Source organism: Microbacterium sp. JZ37 (assembly GCF_035188445.1).
Taxonomy (GTDB): Bacteria; Actinomycetota; Actinomycetes; order Actinomycetales; family Microbacteriaceae; genus Microbacterium; species Microbacterium barkeri.
In genome coordinates, this window is the sequence record NZ_CP045253.1 from 1364623 (window position 1) to 1379281 (window position 14659).

Sequence of the window (14659 nt, forward strand, 5' to 3'; positions counted from 1 at the left end):
TGCCGCTACTCTCTCAGCATGACTGCCGACACGCACGAGATCACGAGCGCCGACGACCTCATCCCGCTCCACCCCGACCGCAACATCGCGCTCGAGCTCGTGCGCGCGACGGAGGCCGCGGCGATCCGCTCGGTCCCGTTCATCGGCCGCGGCGCGAAGGAGGCCGCCGACGGCGCGGCGGTCGACGCGATGCGCGCGTTCCTCGCGACCGTCGACTTCGACGGCGTCATCGTGATCGGCGAGGGCGAGAAGGACAACGCGCCCATGCTCTTCAACGGCGAGCACGTGGGCACGGGGCGCGGCCGCTCGTACGACATCGCGGTCGACCCGATCGACGGCACCTCGCTGACGGCGGCCGGGCGCAACAACGCGCTCTCCGTGATCGCGCTCTCCGACCGCGGCACGATGCTCGACGCGTCGAGCGTCTTCTACATGGACAAGCTCGTCACCGGCCCCGCGGGCGTCGGCGTCGTGGACATCCGCCTGCCGATCGCCGAGAACATCCGCCTCCTCGCGAAGGCCCTCGACAAGCCCGTCGAGGAGATGGTCGTGTCGGTGCTCAACCGTCCGCGCCACGAGCAGCTCATCGAGGACATCCGCGCGACGGGCGCGGGAACGCGCCTCATGAGCGACGGCGACGTCGCAGGCGGCATCAACGCGGCCCGCCACGATGCGCGCACCGACATGTGCGTCGGGATCGGCGGCAGCCCGGAGGGCATCGTCACGGCGTGCGCGATCAAGGCCCTCGGCGGGCACATCCAGGGCCGCCTCTGGCCGCGCGACGACGACGAGGCGCAGAAGGGCATCGACGCGGGCCTCAAGATGGACCACGTCTACGAGGCGGATGACCTCGTCGCCGGGAGCAACACGATCTTCGTCGCGACGGGTGTGACCGACGGCGCGCTCGTCGAGGGCGTGCGCCGCAAGGACGGCTACGTCTACACCGAGAGCGTCGTGCTCCGCGGGCACTCGGGCACGCTGCGCCGCATCTCGTCGGACCACCTCGAGTCGAAGTGGTTCTGATCCCCTGAGCGCGGTCCGCCGCGTTCGTGATGTGTCTGTGACCGCCTCTCAGCCGACTTCGGCGACAATGGAGATGGCGCAGGAGGACTCAGCGCGTCACGGGAGGGGTGGACCGAGATCATGGCAGTGCACGAGACCGTTCAGCAGACCGTGCGGGAACCCGACGTCCGGACGGGCGCGCAGGCAGTCGTCGCCGCCGCGAAGGATCCGGCGCGCCGCCCCGATGTCCTCTTCCGCGTTCGCCGCGCGCCGGACCAGGAGGCGAGCCCCTGGTGGCACATCGGCGCGTTCGTGGTCACCTCGGCGGCGGTCGTCGCCCTGCTGAGCTTCCTGCCCGGCTGACTCCCGCCATCCGCACCGGCGGGAGGGCGACTCAGCCCACCGGCTAGGCGACGAGCAGCGTCGCGATGGCGATGCCCGCCGACTGCGCGAGCGCCTCGACATCGTCCACGCCGAATCGGCGCGCCGCGTCGATGACGATGTGCGCGGATGCCAGGGCGTCCGCGCCCGCGTGATGGTGCGCGAAGCCGGAGAAGCCGGCCGCGGCCGCCGCGCTCGGCAGCTTGTAGGACGGGAGATCGTACGTCTTCCGCGCGAGCTGGAGGCTGCACAGCGATCGCCAGGGTGGGCAGACGACGCCCGTGGCCGCCGACGCGCGCCCGAGCACGCCCATGTCGAAGGTCGCGCTGTGCGCGACGAGGATGTCGTCACCCGCGAAGTCGCGCAGATCGTCGAACTGCTCGGCCCATTCGGGCGCCCCGACCACGTCGTCGGCGTGGATCCCGTGGATCGTCGAGTTGAAGGCGAAGAACTCGTCGAAGCCCGCAGGCGGCCGGATCAGCCACGAGGCGCGAGCGGCGATCTCGCCGCCCCTCACGCGAGCGAGACCGACCTGGCATGCGGACTCCGGGCGGGAGTTCGCGGTCTCGAAGTCGATCGCGGTGAAGTCGAGGGGCATCCGTCCAGTCTCTCCGACCGTTCCTGGGAGCGCGGACCGCGGCGCGCCTGTGAGTACTCCGAAATAACTTGCACACCGTTGTGCAGATTACTACCGTGAAGGTCATGGACGAGACCGCACCGCCCCGTGGCCGTCGCCGCGACGCGCTCGAGAACAGGGAAGCCCTGCTCGAGGCCGCCGCGCGCCTGCTCCGACGCGATCCCGAGGCATCGATCGACGCCGTCGCCGCCGAGGCGGGTCTGAGTCGGCGCGCCCTCTACGGCCACTTCCCCTCGCGGGACGCGCTCCTCGGCGAGCTCGTCGAGCGGGGCACCGCGCGCATCGCCTCGGCACTCGCCGACGTCGGCGACCCCGACCCGGCCGCGCACGTCGCTCGGATCGGGATGGCGCTGTGGCAGGAGGTCTCGGACGTCAAGCTCGTCGCGCGCGTGATCGTGCGCGGACCGCTGGAGCGAGCGGCCGCGCGCGGGCTGGAGCCCATCCGCGCGTCCCTCCGCGACGCGGTCGCGCGCGGTGCCGCGTCGGGCTCCTTCCGCTCCGACGCGGACCCGGCGATCGTGGCACGGCTCATCGAGGACTCCGCGCTCGCGGTGCTCGACGAGGTCGTGCGGCGCGGGCTCGGCGACGCCGAGGCGCGGCACCTCGTCGTGGTCACGGCACTCGGCGTCGCCGGGCTGTCCTGGCGCGACGCCGCGGCCGTCGCGATGGCGGTGGGCGCGGCATGAGGATCTCGGCGCGGGGCATCTCGAAGGGCAGCGTGCTGCCGGAGACGACGGTCCACGCCCGCTCGGGCGAGGTCGCGGTCGTCCCCGTCGAGGGCGGACAGCGGCCGAGCGTGCTGTCGCTCATCCTCGGCGGCCGGATGTCGCCCGACTCGGGCGAGGTCGCTCTCGACGGCGCCGCGGACGCGCGAGCGCTGCGGCGCGCGGTCGCGATCGTCGACGCGCCCGACGTGAGCGCCCCCGTCGACGATCTCGCCCTGCACACCGTGCTCCGCGAGGAGCTCGCCTTCTCGGGGGTGCGCGGCACGCGTCGCGCAGCGCGCCGGATGCTCGCCGACGAGGGGCTCGTCGCCTACCGCGACACCGCCATGGGCGAGCTCCCCGCCGAGGTGAGGGTGCGCGTCCTCACCGAGACGGCGGCGCGTCGCCGCGGAGTCGAGGCGCTCGTCATCGTCTCGCCCGACCGCCACGGCGGCGACCCACGTGGATGGTACGAGGTCGCGCGGTCGTGGGCAGACCGCGGGCTCCTCGTGATCGTGCTCGCCGGCGGCGCATCGGTCGAGGCCGTCGGGGCGCTCATGGCACTCGAGCGGGACGCGCACGCCCAGGTCCACGACGTCGTCCGCGAGCCGGTTGCGGCCGAGACCGCGCCGCTGCCGGTCGCGCCGCCCGTCACCGTCCTGCGTTCCGAGACCGACGTCCCGGTCGAGGGCGAGCGGGAGACCCCGGCTCCGTCCGCACCATACGACACCGCGCCATCCGACATCGCGGACGCGGAGCCATCCGCCGCCGCATCCGCCTGCCCCGACCCGATCGCGTCGCGACCCGACGCGGAGGAGACCGAACGATGACCTTCCTCACCCTCGTGCGCACCGAGCTCAAGCGCCTCACGGCCACGCCGATGGCCAAGCTCGCGCTCGCGGCGCTCATGCTCGTGCCCGTGCTCTACGCCGGCCTCTATCTCTGGGGCAACGACGACCCGTACGGGAACCTCGATCAGGTGCCGGTCGCGCTCGTCGTCGCAGACGAAGGGGCCACGCAGGACGGCGAGACGGTCAACTACGGCGATCAGGTGCGCGACCAGCTCGTCGAGGACGCCGAGATGGACTGGCGCGTCACGACGTCGCAGGAGGCCGCAGACGGGATCCGCTCGGGGGAGTACGACTTCATCGTGACGTTCGGGCCGGACTTCTCGCGAGCGCTCACCTCGGCGGCGGGGGATGACCCCGAGCAGGCCGTCGTGGAGGTCACGACGAACGACTCCAACAGCTACCTCGCGGGCACGATCGCGGATCAGGTCGGCGAGAAGGTGCGCTCGAGCCTCACGCAGGAGGTCGGCCGGGAGGCCGCGCAGAAGCTGCTCGACGGGCTCGCCACCGTGCGATCGGGCCTCGTCGACGCCGCAGACGGCGCGCGGGAGCTCGCGGACGGGACGGGCGAGGCGCGGACGGGATCGGCGACGCTCGCGGATGGCGCCGGCACGGCGGCCGACGGCGCCTCGCGGCTCACGGACGGCCTGACGACGCTGCGCGACTCGACCGCGGCCCTGCCCGACCAGACGCGCCAGCTCAACGACGGCGCGCACCAGGTCGCAGCGGGCAACGCGCAGCTCTCCGCGACGGTTCAGCCGGTCGCGCAGCGCATCGGCGACGCGGTGGCGAACCTCCCGACGGAGGAGGACATCCGGGGCCGCCTGCAGGAGGCCGGCCTCGACGAGACGCAGATCCAGACGGTGCTCGGAATCGTCTCGCCCGTGCGGACGGATCTCGAGAGCGCGAACGCGCAGGTGCAGGATGCCGCGGGCAGCATCCAGGCGCTCGCCGACGGCAGCGCGCAGGTCGCCGAGGGCACGCAGAAGCTCGCGGACGGGATGCCCGCGCTGGTCGACGGGATCTCGAGCGCCCAGTCCGGCGCGTCGGACCTGTCGACCGGAGTGCGGCAGCTCGCCAACGGCGCGTCGTCGCTCGCGGATGGCCTCGTCAAGATCGACGACGGCGCCGTGCAGCTGCGTGACGGACTCGCCGACGCCGTCACGCAGATCCCCGACCAGTCAGAGGACGAGCGGAAGACGGCCGCCGCGATGATCGCCGACCCGGTGCACGTGTCGTCGAATGCGATCACGGAGGCGTCGTCGTACGGTGCGGGAATGGCGCCCTTCTTCATCAGCCTCGCGGCATGGATCGGGATCTACGCGCTGTTCCTCATCGTCAAGCCTTACTCGAAGCGCGCGGTCACGGCGCTGCGGCGACCCCTGCCCATCACGCTCGCGGCATGGACGACGCCTGCGGCGCTCGGCATCCTGCAGATGGCCGTCGTGTTCTGCGTCGTCGCATTCGCCCTCGGGTACGCCGTGGCGCAGCCCTGGCCGATGCTCGGGTTCATGGCCCTCACCTCCGCGACCTTCGCGGCGATCATCCTCACGCTGAACGTCCTGCTGGGGAGCGTCGGGCAGTTCCTCGGGCTCGTGCTCATGGTGCTCCAGCTCGTCACGGCGGGCGGGACGTTCCCGTATCAGACGCTGCCGACACCGCTTCGGACGCTGCACGAGGCGCTGCCGATGAGCCATGCGGTCGACGGCATCCGACAGCTCATGTACGGAGGGGACTTCGCGCGCGCCTGGGCGGACGCGGGGTTCCTCGGGCTGTGGCTCGTCGGCGCTCTGCTCGCGGCCTTCGTCGTGACCTTCCGGATGACGCGACGCCGCACGCTGCGCGACCTCCGGCCATCCCTCATCGGGTGATCGGCCGGGCGCTCTCGAGGATGCGCTGGAGGCAGAACCCGACCGTCGCGGCCTCGGGACTCGGAGCCCCGGCGTCGCGCACGGTCGAGAGGTAGTCGGCGACCGCGTCCTCGGCAGCGGACACGAGATCGTCGGCGTCCTCGGACTCGAGGGGCGCCGCGACGAGGTCGGCGCACGCGCGGATCGCCGTGACGAGCGGCTCATGCGCCGTGCGGTCGACCGTGGGCTCGCCGTCGTCCTCGCCACCCGAGCGGAAGAGCGCGTCGCTGAGGTCGCGGATCGAGAACACCGTGTGCTCGAGAGCCCTGCGGCGCCGGTCGTTGACGGCGCGCTCCTCACGGTGGCCGCGCGAGCGCGGGTTGCCCCGGGCGCTCTCGTCGGCATCGAGCACGTCGGCCGCGACCGCGGAGGCCGTGCGACGGAGCCCGCTCACGATCGTGTCGATCTCCTCGCGGGGCCCGGTGCCGCGCTCGAGGAGGTCCGCGAGATCGCGAAGCGACCCTGCCGCGGCATCCCTCAGCTGGGAGAGGCGCCGGCTCGCATACCCGAGGTGCAGCGGCGGCACGATCGCGAGGTTGACCGCGACGCCGACGACGACGCCGAACGCGAGCGTGACGATGTACGAGATCGAGAACTGGTCGGCGTCGGCCCCGCCGAGGAGCAGGACGAACATCCCGGCCATCGCGACCCAGTCGCCGCCCGCCCCGAGGAAGCGCGTGGCCCCGGCGAGGACGCCGACGCCGACCACGCCCCCGAGGGCGACCACGGCCGGACCGCCCGCGTGCACGAGAGCGAGCCCCGCGGCGCCGAGCGCGATGCCGATGCCGACGCCCGCGAGCGTCTGCAGGCCCGTGCGCACCGAGCGCATCAGGGTGGGATACATGCTCACCAGGGCGCCCAGGGGAGCGTAGTAGGAGTACTCGTTCTCGGCGAAGGGCACCCAGGGTGCGAGGTACCACGCGAGACCGCACGCCACCGCGGTCTTGGCGGCGAGGAGGCCGCGCCCCGGCCCCTCGAGCTCCTGGCTGCGGCGCTTGAGCGCCTCCCACCGCGAGCGCCACGTCATGATCGAGACGGTACCGGTCGCCATGCGCTCGCGGAACGGGTGGACAGCGCCCGGGGTCGTCGTCTATCCGCGGGGCGGCCTCGCAGGCGCCGCGCCGTAGGATGGATGCCCGTGGCTCTCACTATCGGAATCGTCGGCCTGCCCAACGTCGGCAAGTCCACCCTCTTCAACGCCCTGACCAAGAACACGGTGCTCGCGGCGAACTACCCGTTCGCGACGATCGAGCCGAACGTCGGCGTCGTGGAGCTGCCGGACGCGCGCCTGGATCGTCTCGCCGAGATCTTCGGCTCGCAGCGGATCCTCCCGGCGCCGGTGTCGTTCGTCGACATCGCCGGCATCGTGCGCGGGGCGAGCGAGGGCGAGGGCCTCGGCAATCAGTTCCTCGCGAACATCCGCGAGGCCGACGCGATCGCGCAGGTCGTGCGCGGATTCGCCGATACGGATGTCGTGCATGTCGACGGCAAGGTCGATCCGGCGAGCGACATGGAGACGATCAACACCGAGCTCATCCTCGCCGACCTCCAGACCCTCGAGAAGGCGCTGCCGCGTCTCGAGAAGGAGGTCAAGGGGAAGAAGACCGACCCGGCCGTGCACGCCGCCGCCCTCGAGGCGAAGGCCGTGCTCGACACGGGCAAGACGCTGTTCCAGGCCGGCTTCGACGTCGCGCCGATCAAGGAGCTGGGCCTGCTGACGGCCAAGCCGACGCTGTTCGTGTTCAACGTCGACGAGGGCGTCCTCACCGACGCCGAGCGGATGGCGGAGCTCGCGGCGCTCGTCGCGCCCGCCAAGGCCGTGTTCCTCGACGCGAAGGTCGAGTCGGAGCTCATCGACCTCGAGCCGGCCGAGGCGCTCGAGCTGCTCCAGTCGCTCGGCCAGGAGGAGTCGGGGCTCGACCAGCTCGCGCGCGTCGGCTTCGAGACGCTCGGGCTGCAGACCTACCTCACCGCGGGGCCCAAGGAGGCGCGCGCGTGGACCATCCGCAAGGGGTGGACGGCACCGCAGGCCGCCGGGGTCATCCACACCGACTTCGAGCGCGGCTTCATCAAGGCCGAGATCGTCTCGTTCGCCGACCTCGACGAGGCCGGTTCGATGAACGAGGCCAAGGCGAAGGGCCGCGTGCGGATCGAGGGCAAGGACTACGTCATGCAGGACGGCGACGTGGTGGAGTTCCGCTTCAATGTGTGAGGCGATTGGCTGCCTATCGCGTTGACCAGCGGGGGTTCAGTCGTCCAAGAGTGGGTTGTATCTCATGCTCAGCCCTCGTTCGATCGCCGCGAGGCCTCCGGCGATGATGACGAGGAGGTTCTGCCAACCCGCGAGGCGGATCGCCGGGATCTCGAATACTGGGAGCCCGACGTACGACGTCAGCAGACCGACGAGGTTGATCAGCTGAGGAAGCTCGAGCAGAAGCACCCCCACGACGATGAGGGTGGCGACGATTCCGACTGCTCGACTGGTTGCGGGGTGCTGGCGGTCGAGGTTCGCTCGCCAAGCCTCGGCGGTGCCCGCAGCAGGGGTCAGCGGCTGGGTCTCCCGTGCCTTCGCCTCGCGGATGCGTACGTACTTCATCCCGAGCTTTGTGACAGCTGCCTCGATGTGCGCGCCGTCTTCGATGGCGAAGGAGGCCTTGCGTCGCGTTGTGTCGACGAGGCGACCGTCGTGGTACAGGGAGATGCGCTCATCGAGATCGAGGTACCCGGAGTCGACGACGTAGCGATGTCCGTTCCGGTGCACCTCGAATCTCCCCCGGATGAGGCCGGCTCCCCACCGGAGGGGCCTCAGCGTCGTTGATGATTGCGTGGTCACGATGCGACTCCTCGAAACATGTCGTCGATGGATGTCTGCAGCAGCGCGAGCGCCCGATCGGGCGAGGACTGGCCGAGGAGAACCTGCCCGCTGAGCCCTTCGGCCGTAGCAAGGAGTCCCTGAAGAGTGCCTTCGGTGTTGTTCGAGTCGAGGCGGATCCTGCTGGATTCCAGGAGGCGTTCGAGGAAGGCGAGAAGTTCGGCGTGCCCCTCGCGGATCCTCGTCGCCAGGATGTCCTCCGTGAGCGCCAGCGACTCGAACTGCGCCACCACCCGCAGTCGTCGCATCGCTGTGTCGTCGGTGGGAATCATCGCGCGCAGGACGGCGGTCAACACCTGTTCCGGCGCGGCGGCTTCCCCGACGGCCGTGGCCACCTCTGCGGCAACGGCGTGCTGTACCGAGTCGAAGGCCGCGAGCATCAGAGCAGTGCGGTCGGGGAAGTAGTGCTGAACCCGGCCGGGCGAGACCCCAGCAGCGGCAGCAACTCGTCGCACCGTCAACGCGCCGGCACCTTCCTCCGCCACCAGTACGCACGCTGCGGCAGCGATAGCGCCGCGCACTGTCTCGTGGTCCCGCCCCACACCTCGGCTCACTGGCACCTCCTAATGAACCGTCCCCGGTTTGATGCCGCTTCCTTTCGAGTCTGGAAGGAAGATGATGATCATGCCGAAGAGGATTCCGGAGGAGACGAAGCAGCGCGCTATCCGGCTCGTGCTCGATCACCTCGATGAGTACCCGAACCTCACGACCGCGTGCGAGACGGTGTCGAAGCGGCTCGGTTTCGGCGCTGAGAGCTTGCGCCGGTGGGTGCGGCAGGCGCAGGTCGACGCCGGCGACCGGCAGGGGGTCAGCACGACCGAGTCGGAGCGGATCCGCAAGCTCGAGCGCGAGAACCGAGAGCTGCGTGAGGCCAACGCGATCCTGCGGGACGCGGCGGTTTTCTTCGCCGGGGAGCTCGACCCCCGAAAGCGCTGATCGTCTCGTTCATCGACGAGCAGCGCGCCAAGGGCCGCGCGGTCGAGTCGAACTGCGATGTCCTGCGGGAGCAGGGCGTGCAGGTCGCCGCGCGAACCTATCGGTCCTGGAAGACTGCCCAGCCCAGCAACCGCGATCTGGAGGACGCGGCGGTGATCGACGCGATCCTCGCCGCTCGCGTCGACGAGAACGGGAAGGCGACGCCGGAGTCGACGTATGGCCGGCGGAAGATGACCGCGCTCCTGCGGCGACGCGGTCTGGCCGTGTCGAAGCGGCGCGTGGACCGGCTGATGCGGCAACTCGGCATAGGCGGGCTCGTGCGAGGCAAACGCGTGCGGACGACGATCCCAGATCGGAACGCGCAGCGTGCGCCGGACCTGCTGGAGCGGGACTTCTCCGCCGAGGCACCCAATCGGCGTTGGGTCGCGGACTTCACGTATGTGCGCACCTGGGCCGGGTTCGTCTACGTGGCCTTCGTGATCGACTGCTTCTCCCGGACGATCGTGGGCTGGTATACCAGCACGAGCAAGACGACCCCGCTGGTGACCACCGCGCTGCGGATGGGTCTCTGGCGGCGCGACCGTGCCGGTCACCCCGCCGGTGACGGGCTCGTGCACCACTCCGACGCCGGCAGCCAGTTCACCTCGATCAGCTTCGCCGAGACCCTCGCCCTCGAGGGCATAGCCGCGTCCATCGGGTCGATCGGCGACGCCTACGACAACGCCCTCGCCGAGTCGACGATCGGGCTGTTCAAGAACGAAGCCATCCGCGACGACTCCCCATTCCGCAACGGGCCGCTGCGGACCGTCGACGACGTGGAATGGGTCACCGCAGAATGGGTCGACTGGTACAACCATCGACGCCTGCACTCCACGCTCGGGGACGTCCCTCCCGAGGAGTTCGAAGCCGTCCACTACGCTGACCTCGAAACGCCATCCCACCCGGTGCTGGCACCCGCATAGGAGCGGCAGAGAACCGGGGACGGTTCACGGTTCAATGTATCAATCGGCGGAGAAAGGAGCCTTTTGTCTCTCTGGTGGGGAAGCCTCACGTTCTCTGCCTACTTGACCTAGTAGGCCTACTTTTGCAACCTTGTGGCTCGCGGCGACGCGGGCGTCTCGCCACCATCTGGGTCTTGTTCGCCGCCCGTGCCGTCTGTCGTGTACCGGGCGGACTCCGCGATTCCGCTAACGTGGGCACATGGAAGATGGGAATCGCGTCAGCGTGCGTGACCTCCAGATCCCGTATCCAGCCTCGGCGCTGACCGCCTCTCAGGCTGAGCACGGCCCTCGTCTTGCCCCTCGAAAGGTCATTCAGACCTACGACCCGGACGAATGGGAGATCTTCATTGAAGAGTGGGCGAATGGACTGTCGTCCAAGTACGTCCGTGTTCAGCGTTTCGGTGGATCCGGCGACCGTGGCGTTGACGTCGCCGGCTTCAAGACTGATCGAGGCTTCGAAGGCGAGTGGGACTGCTTCCAAGGCAAGCACTACGACAAGAGCCTGACACCTTCGATTGCGTGGCCGGAGATGCTCAAAGTCTTCCTGCTTCCCGTCCGCACACCGGCGTACAAGTTGCCGTCGAGTTACAGCTTCATCGCGCCTCGCGGGCTGGGAACCCACCTGGCCCACCTGGTGTCTTCGCCGACCGAACTGCGAGCGAAGTTCCTCGAACAGGTAGAATCCAGTACTGCGAAGCCCTTCAGGGAACTCGATTCCAAGGATCGAAGCGCCGTGCGCGCGCTTGCCACCGCGACTGACTTCTCGATGTTCGGCTCGGTCGAGGTTTTGGCCCTCATCGATCAACACAGGATGACTCCTTACCACTCCGCTCGATTCGGAGGTGGGCTCCCCGCTCGCCCCGCGTCTGAAGGCCCACCGCAGGAAGTTGGCCCTCAGGAACTCGTCTACCTAACAAAACTTGTCCATGCCTACCAGGAGCGTTACTCAACGGTCGCGACCATCGCCTCTGCGGAGGTACACGACAAAGCGGGGGTGCATCTCCAGCGACAGCGGGAGAGCTTCTTTCGCGCGGAGGCACTCCGCACGTTCGCCCGCGATCGTGTGCTCCCCAACACGTTCGAAGGCCTCCAAAATGAACTTTTCGACGCGGTCATCGAGACTGCGGAGGCCGAACACCCCGACGGCTTGGAACGTCTTCGCCGCACGCTGGAACAAGCCGTAAACGCACAATTGAGCACCAATGCGCTCATCCAAGTTACCGAGCCTGCCGATAGACGAGGTATCTGCCATCAGCTCGCTAACGACGACCGGCTTACGTGGGTCGCTGACAAATGACGCAACTGCTGAATAGTCCGCTTGAGATCGGCATTCGTGTCGTCGCGCTTCTCACCGCTTTGTATCCTGCGCGCGCTGACCTTGCTCGAGTTGTACTCCTCGACCATGTCGTGCTTCACAGCGGTGACTTCGCAGGTGCGAGCAGCCTCCATCCGGAGATCCCGGGACGTGTCGGCGAACTGGGGGTCAAACGAGAGCTCATCCGCGAGGGGATTTCTCTCATGGGGGCTCGCGGACTGATCGTCCGCGACCTGACGACGGCGGGGATCTATTTTAGCGCCAGCGAGGATGCGCGTCCCTTCCTCGATTCAATGGATGCGGTATACCTCACACGGTTACGAGCGCGATGCACCTGGGCGGCGTCGACGTTCGGGGCTCTTAATGACGACGAGATCAGGGCAAGGCTCGGTGCCGTCTTCGGAAGCTGGGCTGAAGAGTTCGCACAGCTGAACGGGCAGGACCATCATGGCTAATCGACTACACCTCGTTCACCTCACCGCCGTCGGCAAGGACGTCGTTCCGGCCACGATCGAGTTCGGCAACCGCCTCACCGTCATTCACGGTGCGTCGGATACCGGAAAATCCCACATCTTTGATCTTCTGAGCTACTCATTCGGTCTCGCTCAGACGATTGAGCTCCCAGACGAGGCCAAAGGGTATCAATACGTGCACCTCGGCGTTCGCACTACGGAGGGTAAAGTCGTCACGCTCGTTCGTGACCTGACCGGCGGAAAGGTCGGGCTGGTCGAGGAAGATCTTCGCGAACTAATGACCGTCCCGGCTCCTGAGTACCTGGCGCCGCAGCATGTTTCGAAGGATCCGCGGAGCGTCTCTCGTGTTCTGCTCGCGCTCACGGATTTGGACGAATCTGTGGTTCGTAAGAATCAACACAACGAGACGCGTCCGCTGCAGTGGCGGGATGTAGTCCGACTTGCGGCCGTCGACGAGGAGACGATTCTCACGAAGCGATCGCCCATCGAGTTCGGCCAGTATGCCGATCGCCCTGTCGAAGCCGCGATCTTCCGTATGTTCATTGAGGGGCACGACGACTCCGGATTGACGCCAGTCCCCAAGGCTGCCGAGCTGAAGAAGATCTCGGCGAACAAGCTCGAGGTTCTCGACCAGGTGATCGCGGAGCTTGAGCAGGAGCTGGCTGAATCCCCACCGGTCGATCAACTCCGCGAACAACTCGCGCGTCTCAACGGATCGCTGACAGCTGCCACTAGAGCGCTCAACGACGTGAGCTCCCAGCGCGACGAGCTCGTGCTTCGTCGCGCGTCAAACACTGAAAGACTGGCCAGCTTTGTCGAACGCAACGACGAACTCGGCAGCCTCGAAGCGCGATTCGGTCTGCTTCGCAGTCAGTATGAGTCCGACCGTTCACGTCTGGAGATGCTCTCGCAGGCCTCTGACGTGCTTGCGGTCGACGGAGACGGTGCGTGTCCCTTCTGCGGCGCGGAGCCGTTGCATCAGCACTGGCCGGAGTTCCCGCTCGGCACGGACGAGCCGGCGACATTCGCAGCTTCGATCGCATCCGAACAAGCGAAAATCTTGGCGCTGCGCGCCAACCTCGACGAGACGATCAGGTCGATCCAGATAGAGCGACAAACCATCGCCGCGCGTGCGGCAGCGCTGTCGGAAGACAACCTGCAACTCAACAGCGACATTCGACGCCTCGATAGCGAGATCAAGACGCCGGGTGGCGACCTGTCATCGCTTCTCGAGGCCCGGTCTCGGGTCGAGAGAGAAATCGACAATCACAACCGCCTTCTGAACCTCCTCACTTTGCGGAACGCGACTGCTCGAGTCGAGAAGCCTAAGACATCGACGGAAGTCCCGATCGTGTCGGGCGACTTGCATCAGTTCGACGTAGTGGCACAGGAGATACTTCGGCAGTGGTCCTTCTCACCCGATAGCACCGTCCACTACTCCACTAGCGAGCGCGACCTGGTCGTCGACCAACGCGTCCGCCGGGTGCGTGGCAAGGGCGTCCGCTCCATCCTCCGCGCCCTGTTCAACGTGGCTCTTGCGGAGTACTGCCTCCGGCGTGAGTACCGGCACCCCGGGTTCGTCATCCTCGATTCGCCGATCGTGACGTACCGACAGCCGGGGGACCCGGAACTCGGTGGCGAGGATGAAACGATCAGTACCAATGTCGTCGACGCGTTTTACACCTATCTTCAGAACCAGTTCTCTGGACAGTCGATCATTCTCGAGAACAAGTCGCCCGTCTCGCCATTGCCAGACGGAAGCCGAGAGTACTTCTTCGGAGGCTCAGCGACGACTAGCGAGCGGGCAGGGTTCTATCCACCTCAGGTCTAGCCGGCACCGACCGTCAACAGCTTCCCCGGTGACCGAACGGTAACAAGTCCCGTTCGAGTCCCGCGCGCCCGTCCGCGCGAGTCGCATGCGCGGTTCCTAACCGTGGCGACGTGGTGGAGTGGAGATTCAATTTGTGAGCAAGGCGCGGCCCACCTCCAGCCCATAGGCCGTCGCGGGGTGAGGATCTCACGTCGTACTGTCGAGTGGGCGAAAACGAGCGGAGGGACGGTCTCCGGATGGAGTACAGGATCATCGCCGAGGGCATTGTGACGTTCGGAATCCTCACGCCGTGGTCGGACGTCCGATCTGTTGTGCTGGCACGCGAACCGGGCGTGACGGTCGGCGGTCTCACCGTTGCCGAGTCCTATCTGCAGATCATCGTCGAACTCATGAACGGTGACTTCCTCGAGATCCCCGAAGGGAGCCCGAGCTGGGACTCGGTGGTGGACCATCTGCCGATACATCGCCCATTGCGGGTGCCCGACCTCCCAGCGCTGCTCGCCACGGATGGAGTGGAAGACGCGGTGCTCTGGCGCGCCTGACAAGCAGGAGGTTGAAGCGGTTCGCTGCGCCGTTTGCCAGAGGTCGGTCTGTACCGTAACTCGGTGGAGTTCCGCTTCAACGTCTAGGCGCTCATGAAGCGGTGCGTGCTGTCCTGGTCAAAGGCGATCAGGTCGCACGGCATCAGGACCGACGACCAGTGGCGGATCTGCTTCACGTGGACCGACGCCGGTCTCGAGGGGGTCGAG

Annotated in this window: 15 protein-coding genes; 11 read left to right on the forward strand and 4 right to left on the reverse strand. The window is 67.9% G+C overall.

All coding sequences use genetic code 11. The features are described from left to right. Window positions 1–18: 18 nt before the first annotated feature. Together glpX and GC092_RS06045 are read left to right on the forward strand one after the other, a co-directional pair. A complete protein-coding gene (gene glpX, locus GC092_RS06040) occupies window positions 19–1023 on the forward strand; it encodes a class II fructose-bisphosphatase (RefSeq protein WP_271173758.1) in 1005 nt (334 codons plus the stop codon). A 120-nt stretch (window positions 1024–1143) separates the two neighbouring features. Beyond that, window positions 1144–1365, forward strand: a complete 222-nt coding sequence (locus GC092_RS06045; protein WP_271173757.1) for a UDP-N-acetylmuramyl pentapeptide phosphotransferase — start codon at window positions 1144–1146, stop codon at window positions 1363–1365. Window positions 1366–1408: 43 nt separating this feature from the next. Here the strand turns inward: GC092_RS06045 and GC092_RS06050 are convergent, their stop codons facing one another. After that, window positions 1409–1981 (reverse strand): 3'-5' exonuclease, encoded by a 573-nt coding sequence (locus GC092_RS06050; RefSeq protein ID WP_324014424.1) that lies wholly within the window; start codon window positions 1979–1981, stop codon window positions 1409–1411. A 104-nt stretch (window positions 1982–2085) separates the two neighbouring features. Between GC092_RS06050 and GC092_RS06055 the strand changes: the two genes are divergently transcribed. Genes GC092_RS06055 through GC092_RS06065 form a run of 3 tightly spaced genes read left to right on the forward strand, consistent with a single transcriptional unit; the run spans window position 2086 to window position 5443 of the window. Next, complete coding sequence (locus tag GC092_RS06055) at window positions 2086–2706, forward strand: TetR/AcrR family transcriptional regulator (RefSeq protein WP_282979565.1); 621 nt, start codon at window positions 2086–2088, stop codon at window positions 2704–2706. Next, a complete protein-coding gene (locus tag GC092_RS06060) occupies window positions 2703–3554 on the forward strand; it encodes a hypothetical protein (protein ID WP_324014425.1) in 852 nt (283 codons plus the stop codon). Before GC092_RS06055 ends, GC092_RS06060 begins: the two co-directional genes overlap by 4 nt. Next, window positions 3551–5443, forward strand: a complete 1893-nt coding sequence (locus GC092_RS06065; RefSeq protein WP_324014426.1) for a YhgE/Pip family protein — start codon at window positions 3551–3553, stop codon at window positions 5441–5443. The genes GC092_RS06060 and GC092_RS06065 overlap by 4 nt, the downstream gene beginning before the upstream one ends. Here GC092_RS06065 and GC092_RS06070 read toward each other — a convergent pair. Beyond that, on the reverse strand, window positions 5433–6509 hold the full coding sequence (locus GC092_RS06070) for an FUSC family protein (protein ID WP_324014427.1): 1077 nt from the start codon (window positions 6507–6509) through the stop codon (window positions 5433–5435). The two genes, GC092_RS06065 and GC092_RS06070, sit on opposite strands and share 11 nt — an antisense overlap. A 111-nt stretch (window positions 6510–6620) precedes the next feature. On the opposite strand from GC092_RS06070, the gene ychF reads away from it, so the two are divergent. Further along, window positions 6621–7694: a redox-regulated ATPase YchF gene (ychF, locus tag GC092_RS06075; protein WP_282979560.1), complete on the forward strand. Its 1074-nt coding sequence runs from the start codon at window positions 6621–6623 to the stop codon at window positions 7692–7694. Window positions 7695–7730: 36 nt separating this feature from the next. On the opposite strand, the gene GC092_RS06080 is transcribed toward ychF, so the two are convergent. Both GC092_RS06080 and GC092_RS06085 read right to left on the reverse strand, forming a co-directional pair. After that, on the reverse strand, window positions 7731–8315 hold the full coding sequence (locus GC092_RS06080) for a hypothetical protein (protein WP_324014428.1): 585 nt from the start codon (window positions 8313–8315) through the stop codon (window positions 7731–7733). Next, entirely contained in the window at window positions 8312–8914 is a 603-nt protein-coding gene (locus GC092_RS06085) for a TetR/AcrR family transcriptional regulator (protein ID WP_099421948.1), read from the reverse strand. Before GC092_RS06085 ends, GC092_RS06080 begins: the two co-directional genes overlap by 4 nt. Window positions 8915–8978: 64 nt before the next feature. Here GC092_RS06085 and GC092_RS06090 point away from each other — a divergent pair. The 5 genes from GC092_RS06090 to GC092_RS06110 all read left to right on the forward strand — a co-directional run bounded on the left by GC092_RS06090 (window position 8979) and on the right by GC092_RS06110 (window position 14452). Further along, window positions 8979–10252 (forward strand): IS3 family transposase gene (locus tag GC092_RS06090; protein WP_324014851.1). Its coding sequence is split into 2 segments (ribosomal slippage): window positions 8979–9249 and window positions 9249–10252, totalling 1275 coding nucleotides; the frame shifts between segments, so codons are not numbered across the junction. A gap of 238 nt (window positions 10253–10490) precedes the next feature. After that, on the forward strand, window positions 10491–11588 hold the full coding sequence (locus GC092_RS06095) for an ABC-three component system protein (protein WP_324014429.1): 1098 nt from the start codon (window positions 10491–10493) through the stop codon (window positions 11586–11588). Continuing rightward, a complete protein-coding gene (locus GC092_RS06100) occupies window positions 11585–12061 on the forward strand; it encodes an ABC-three component system middle component 2 (RefSeq protein WP_324014430.1) in 477 nt (158 codons plus the stop codon). Before GC092_RS06095 ends, GC092_RS06100 begins: the two co-directional genes overlap by 4 nt. Continuing rightward, window positions 12054–13910, forward strand: coding sequence for a hypothetical protein (locus tag GC092_RS06105; protein ID WP_324014431.1), 1857 nt, complete (start codon window positions 12054–12056; stop codon window positions 13908–13910). Before GC092_RS06100 ends, GC092_RS06105 begins: the two co-directional genes overlap by 8 nt. A gap of 236 nt (window positions 13911–14146) precedes the next feature. After that, window positions 14147–14452, forward strand: coding sequence for a hypothetical protein (locus GC092_RS06110; RefSeq protein ID WP_324014432.1), 306 nt, complete (start codon window positions 14147–14149; stop codon window positions 14450–14452). Window positions 14453–14659 lie beyond the last annotated feature (207 nt).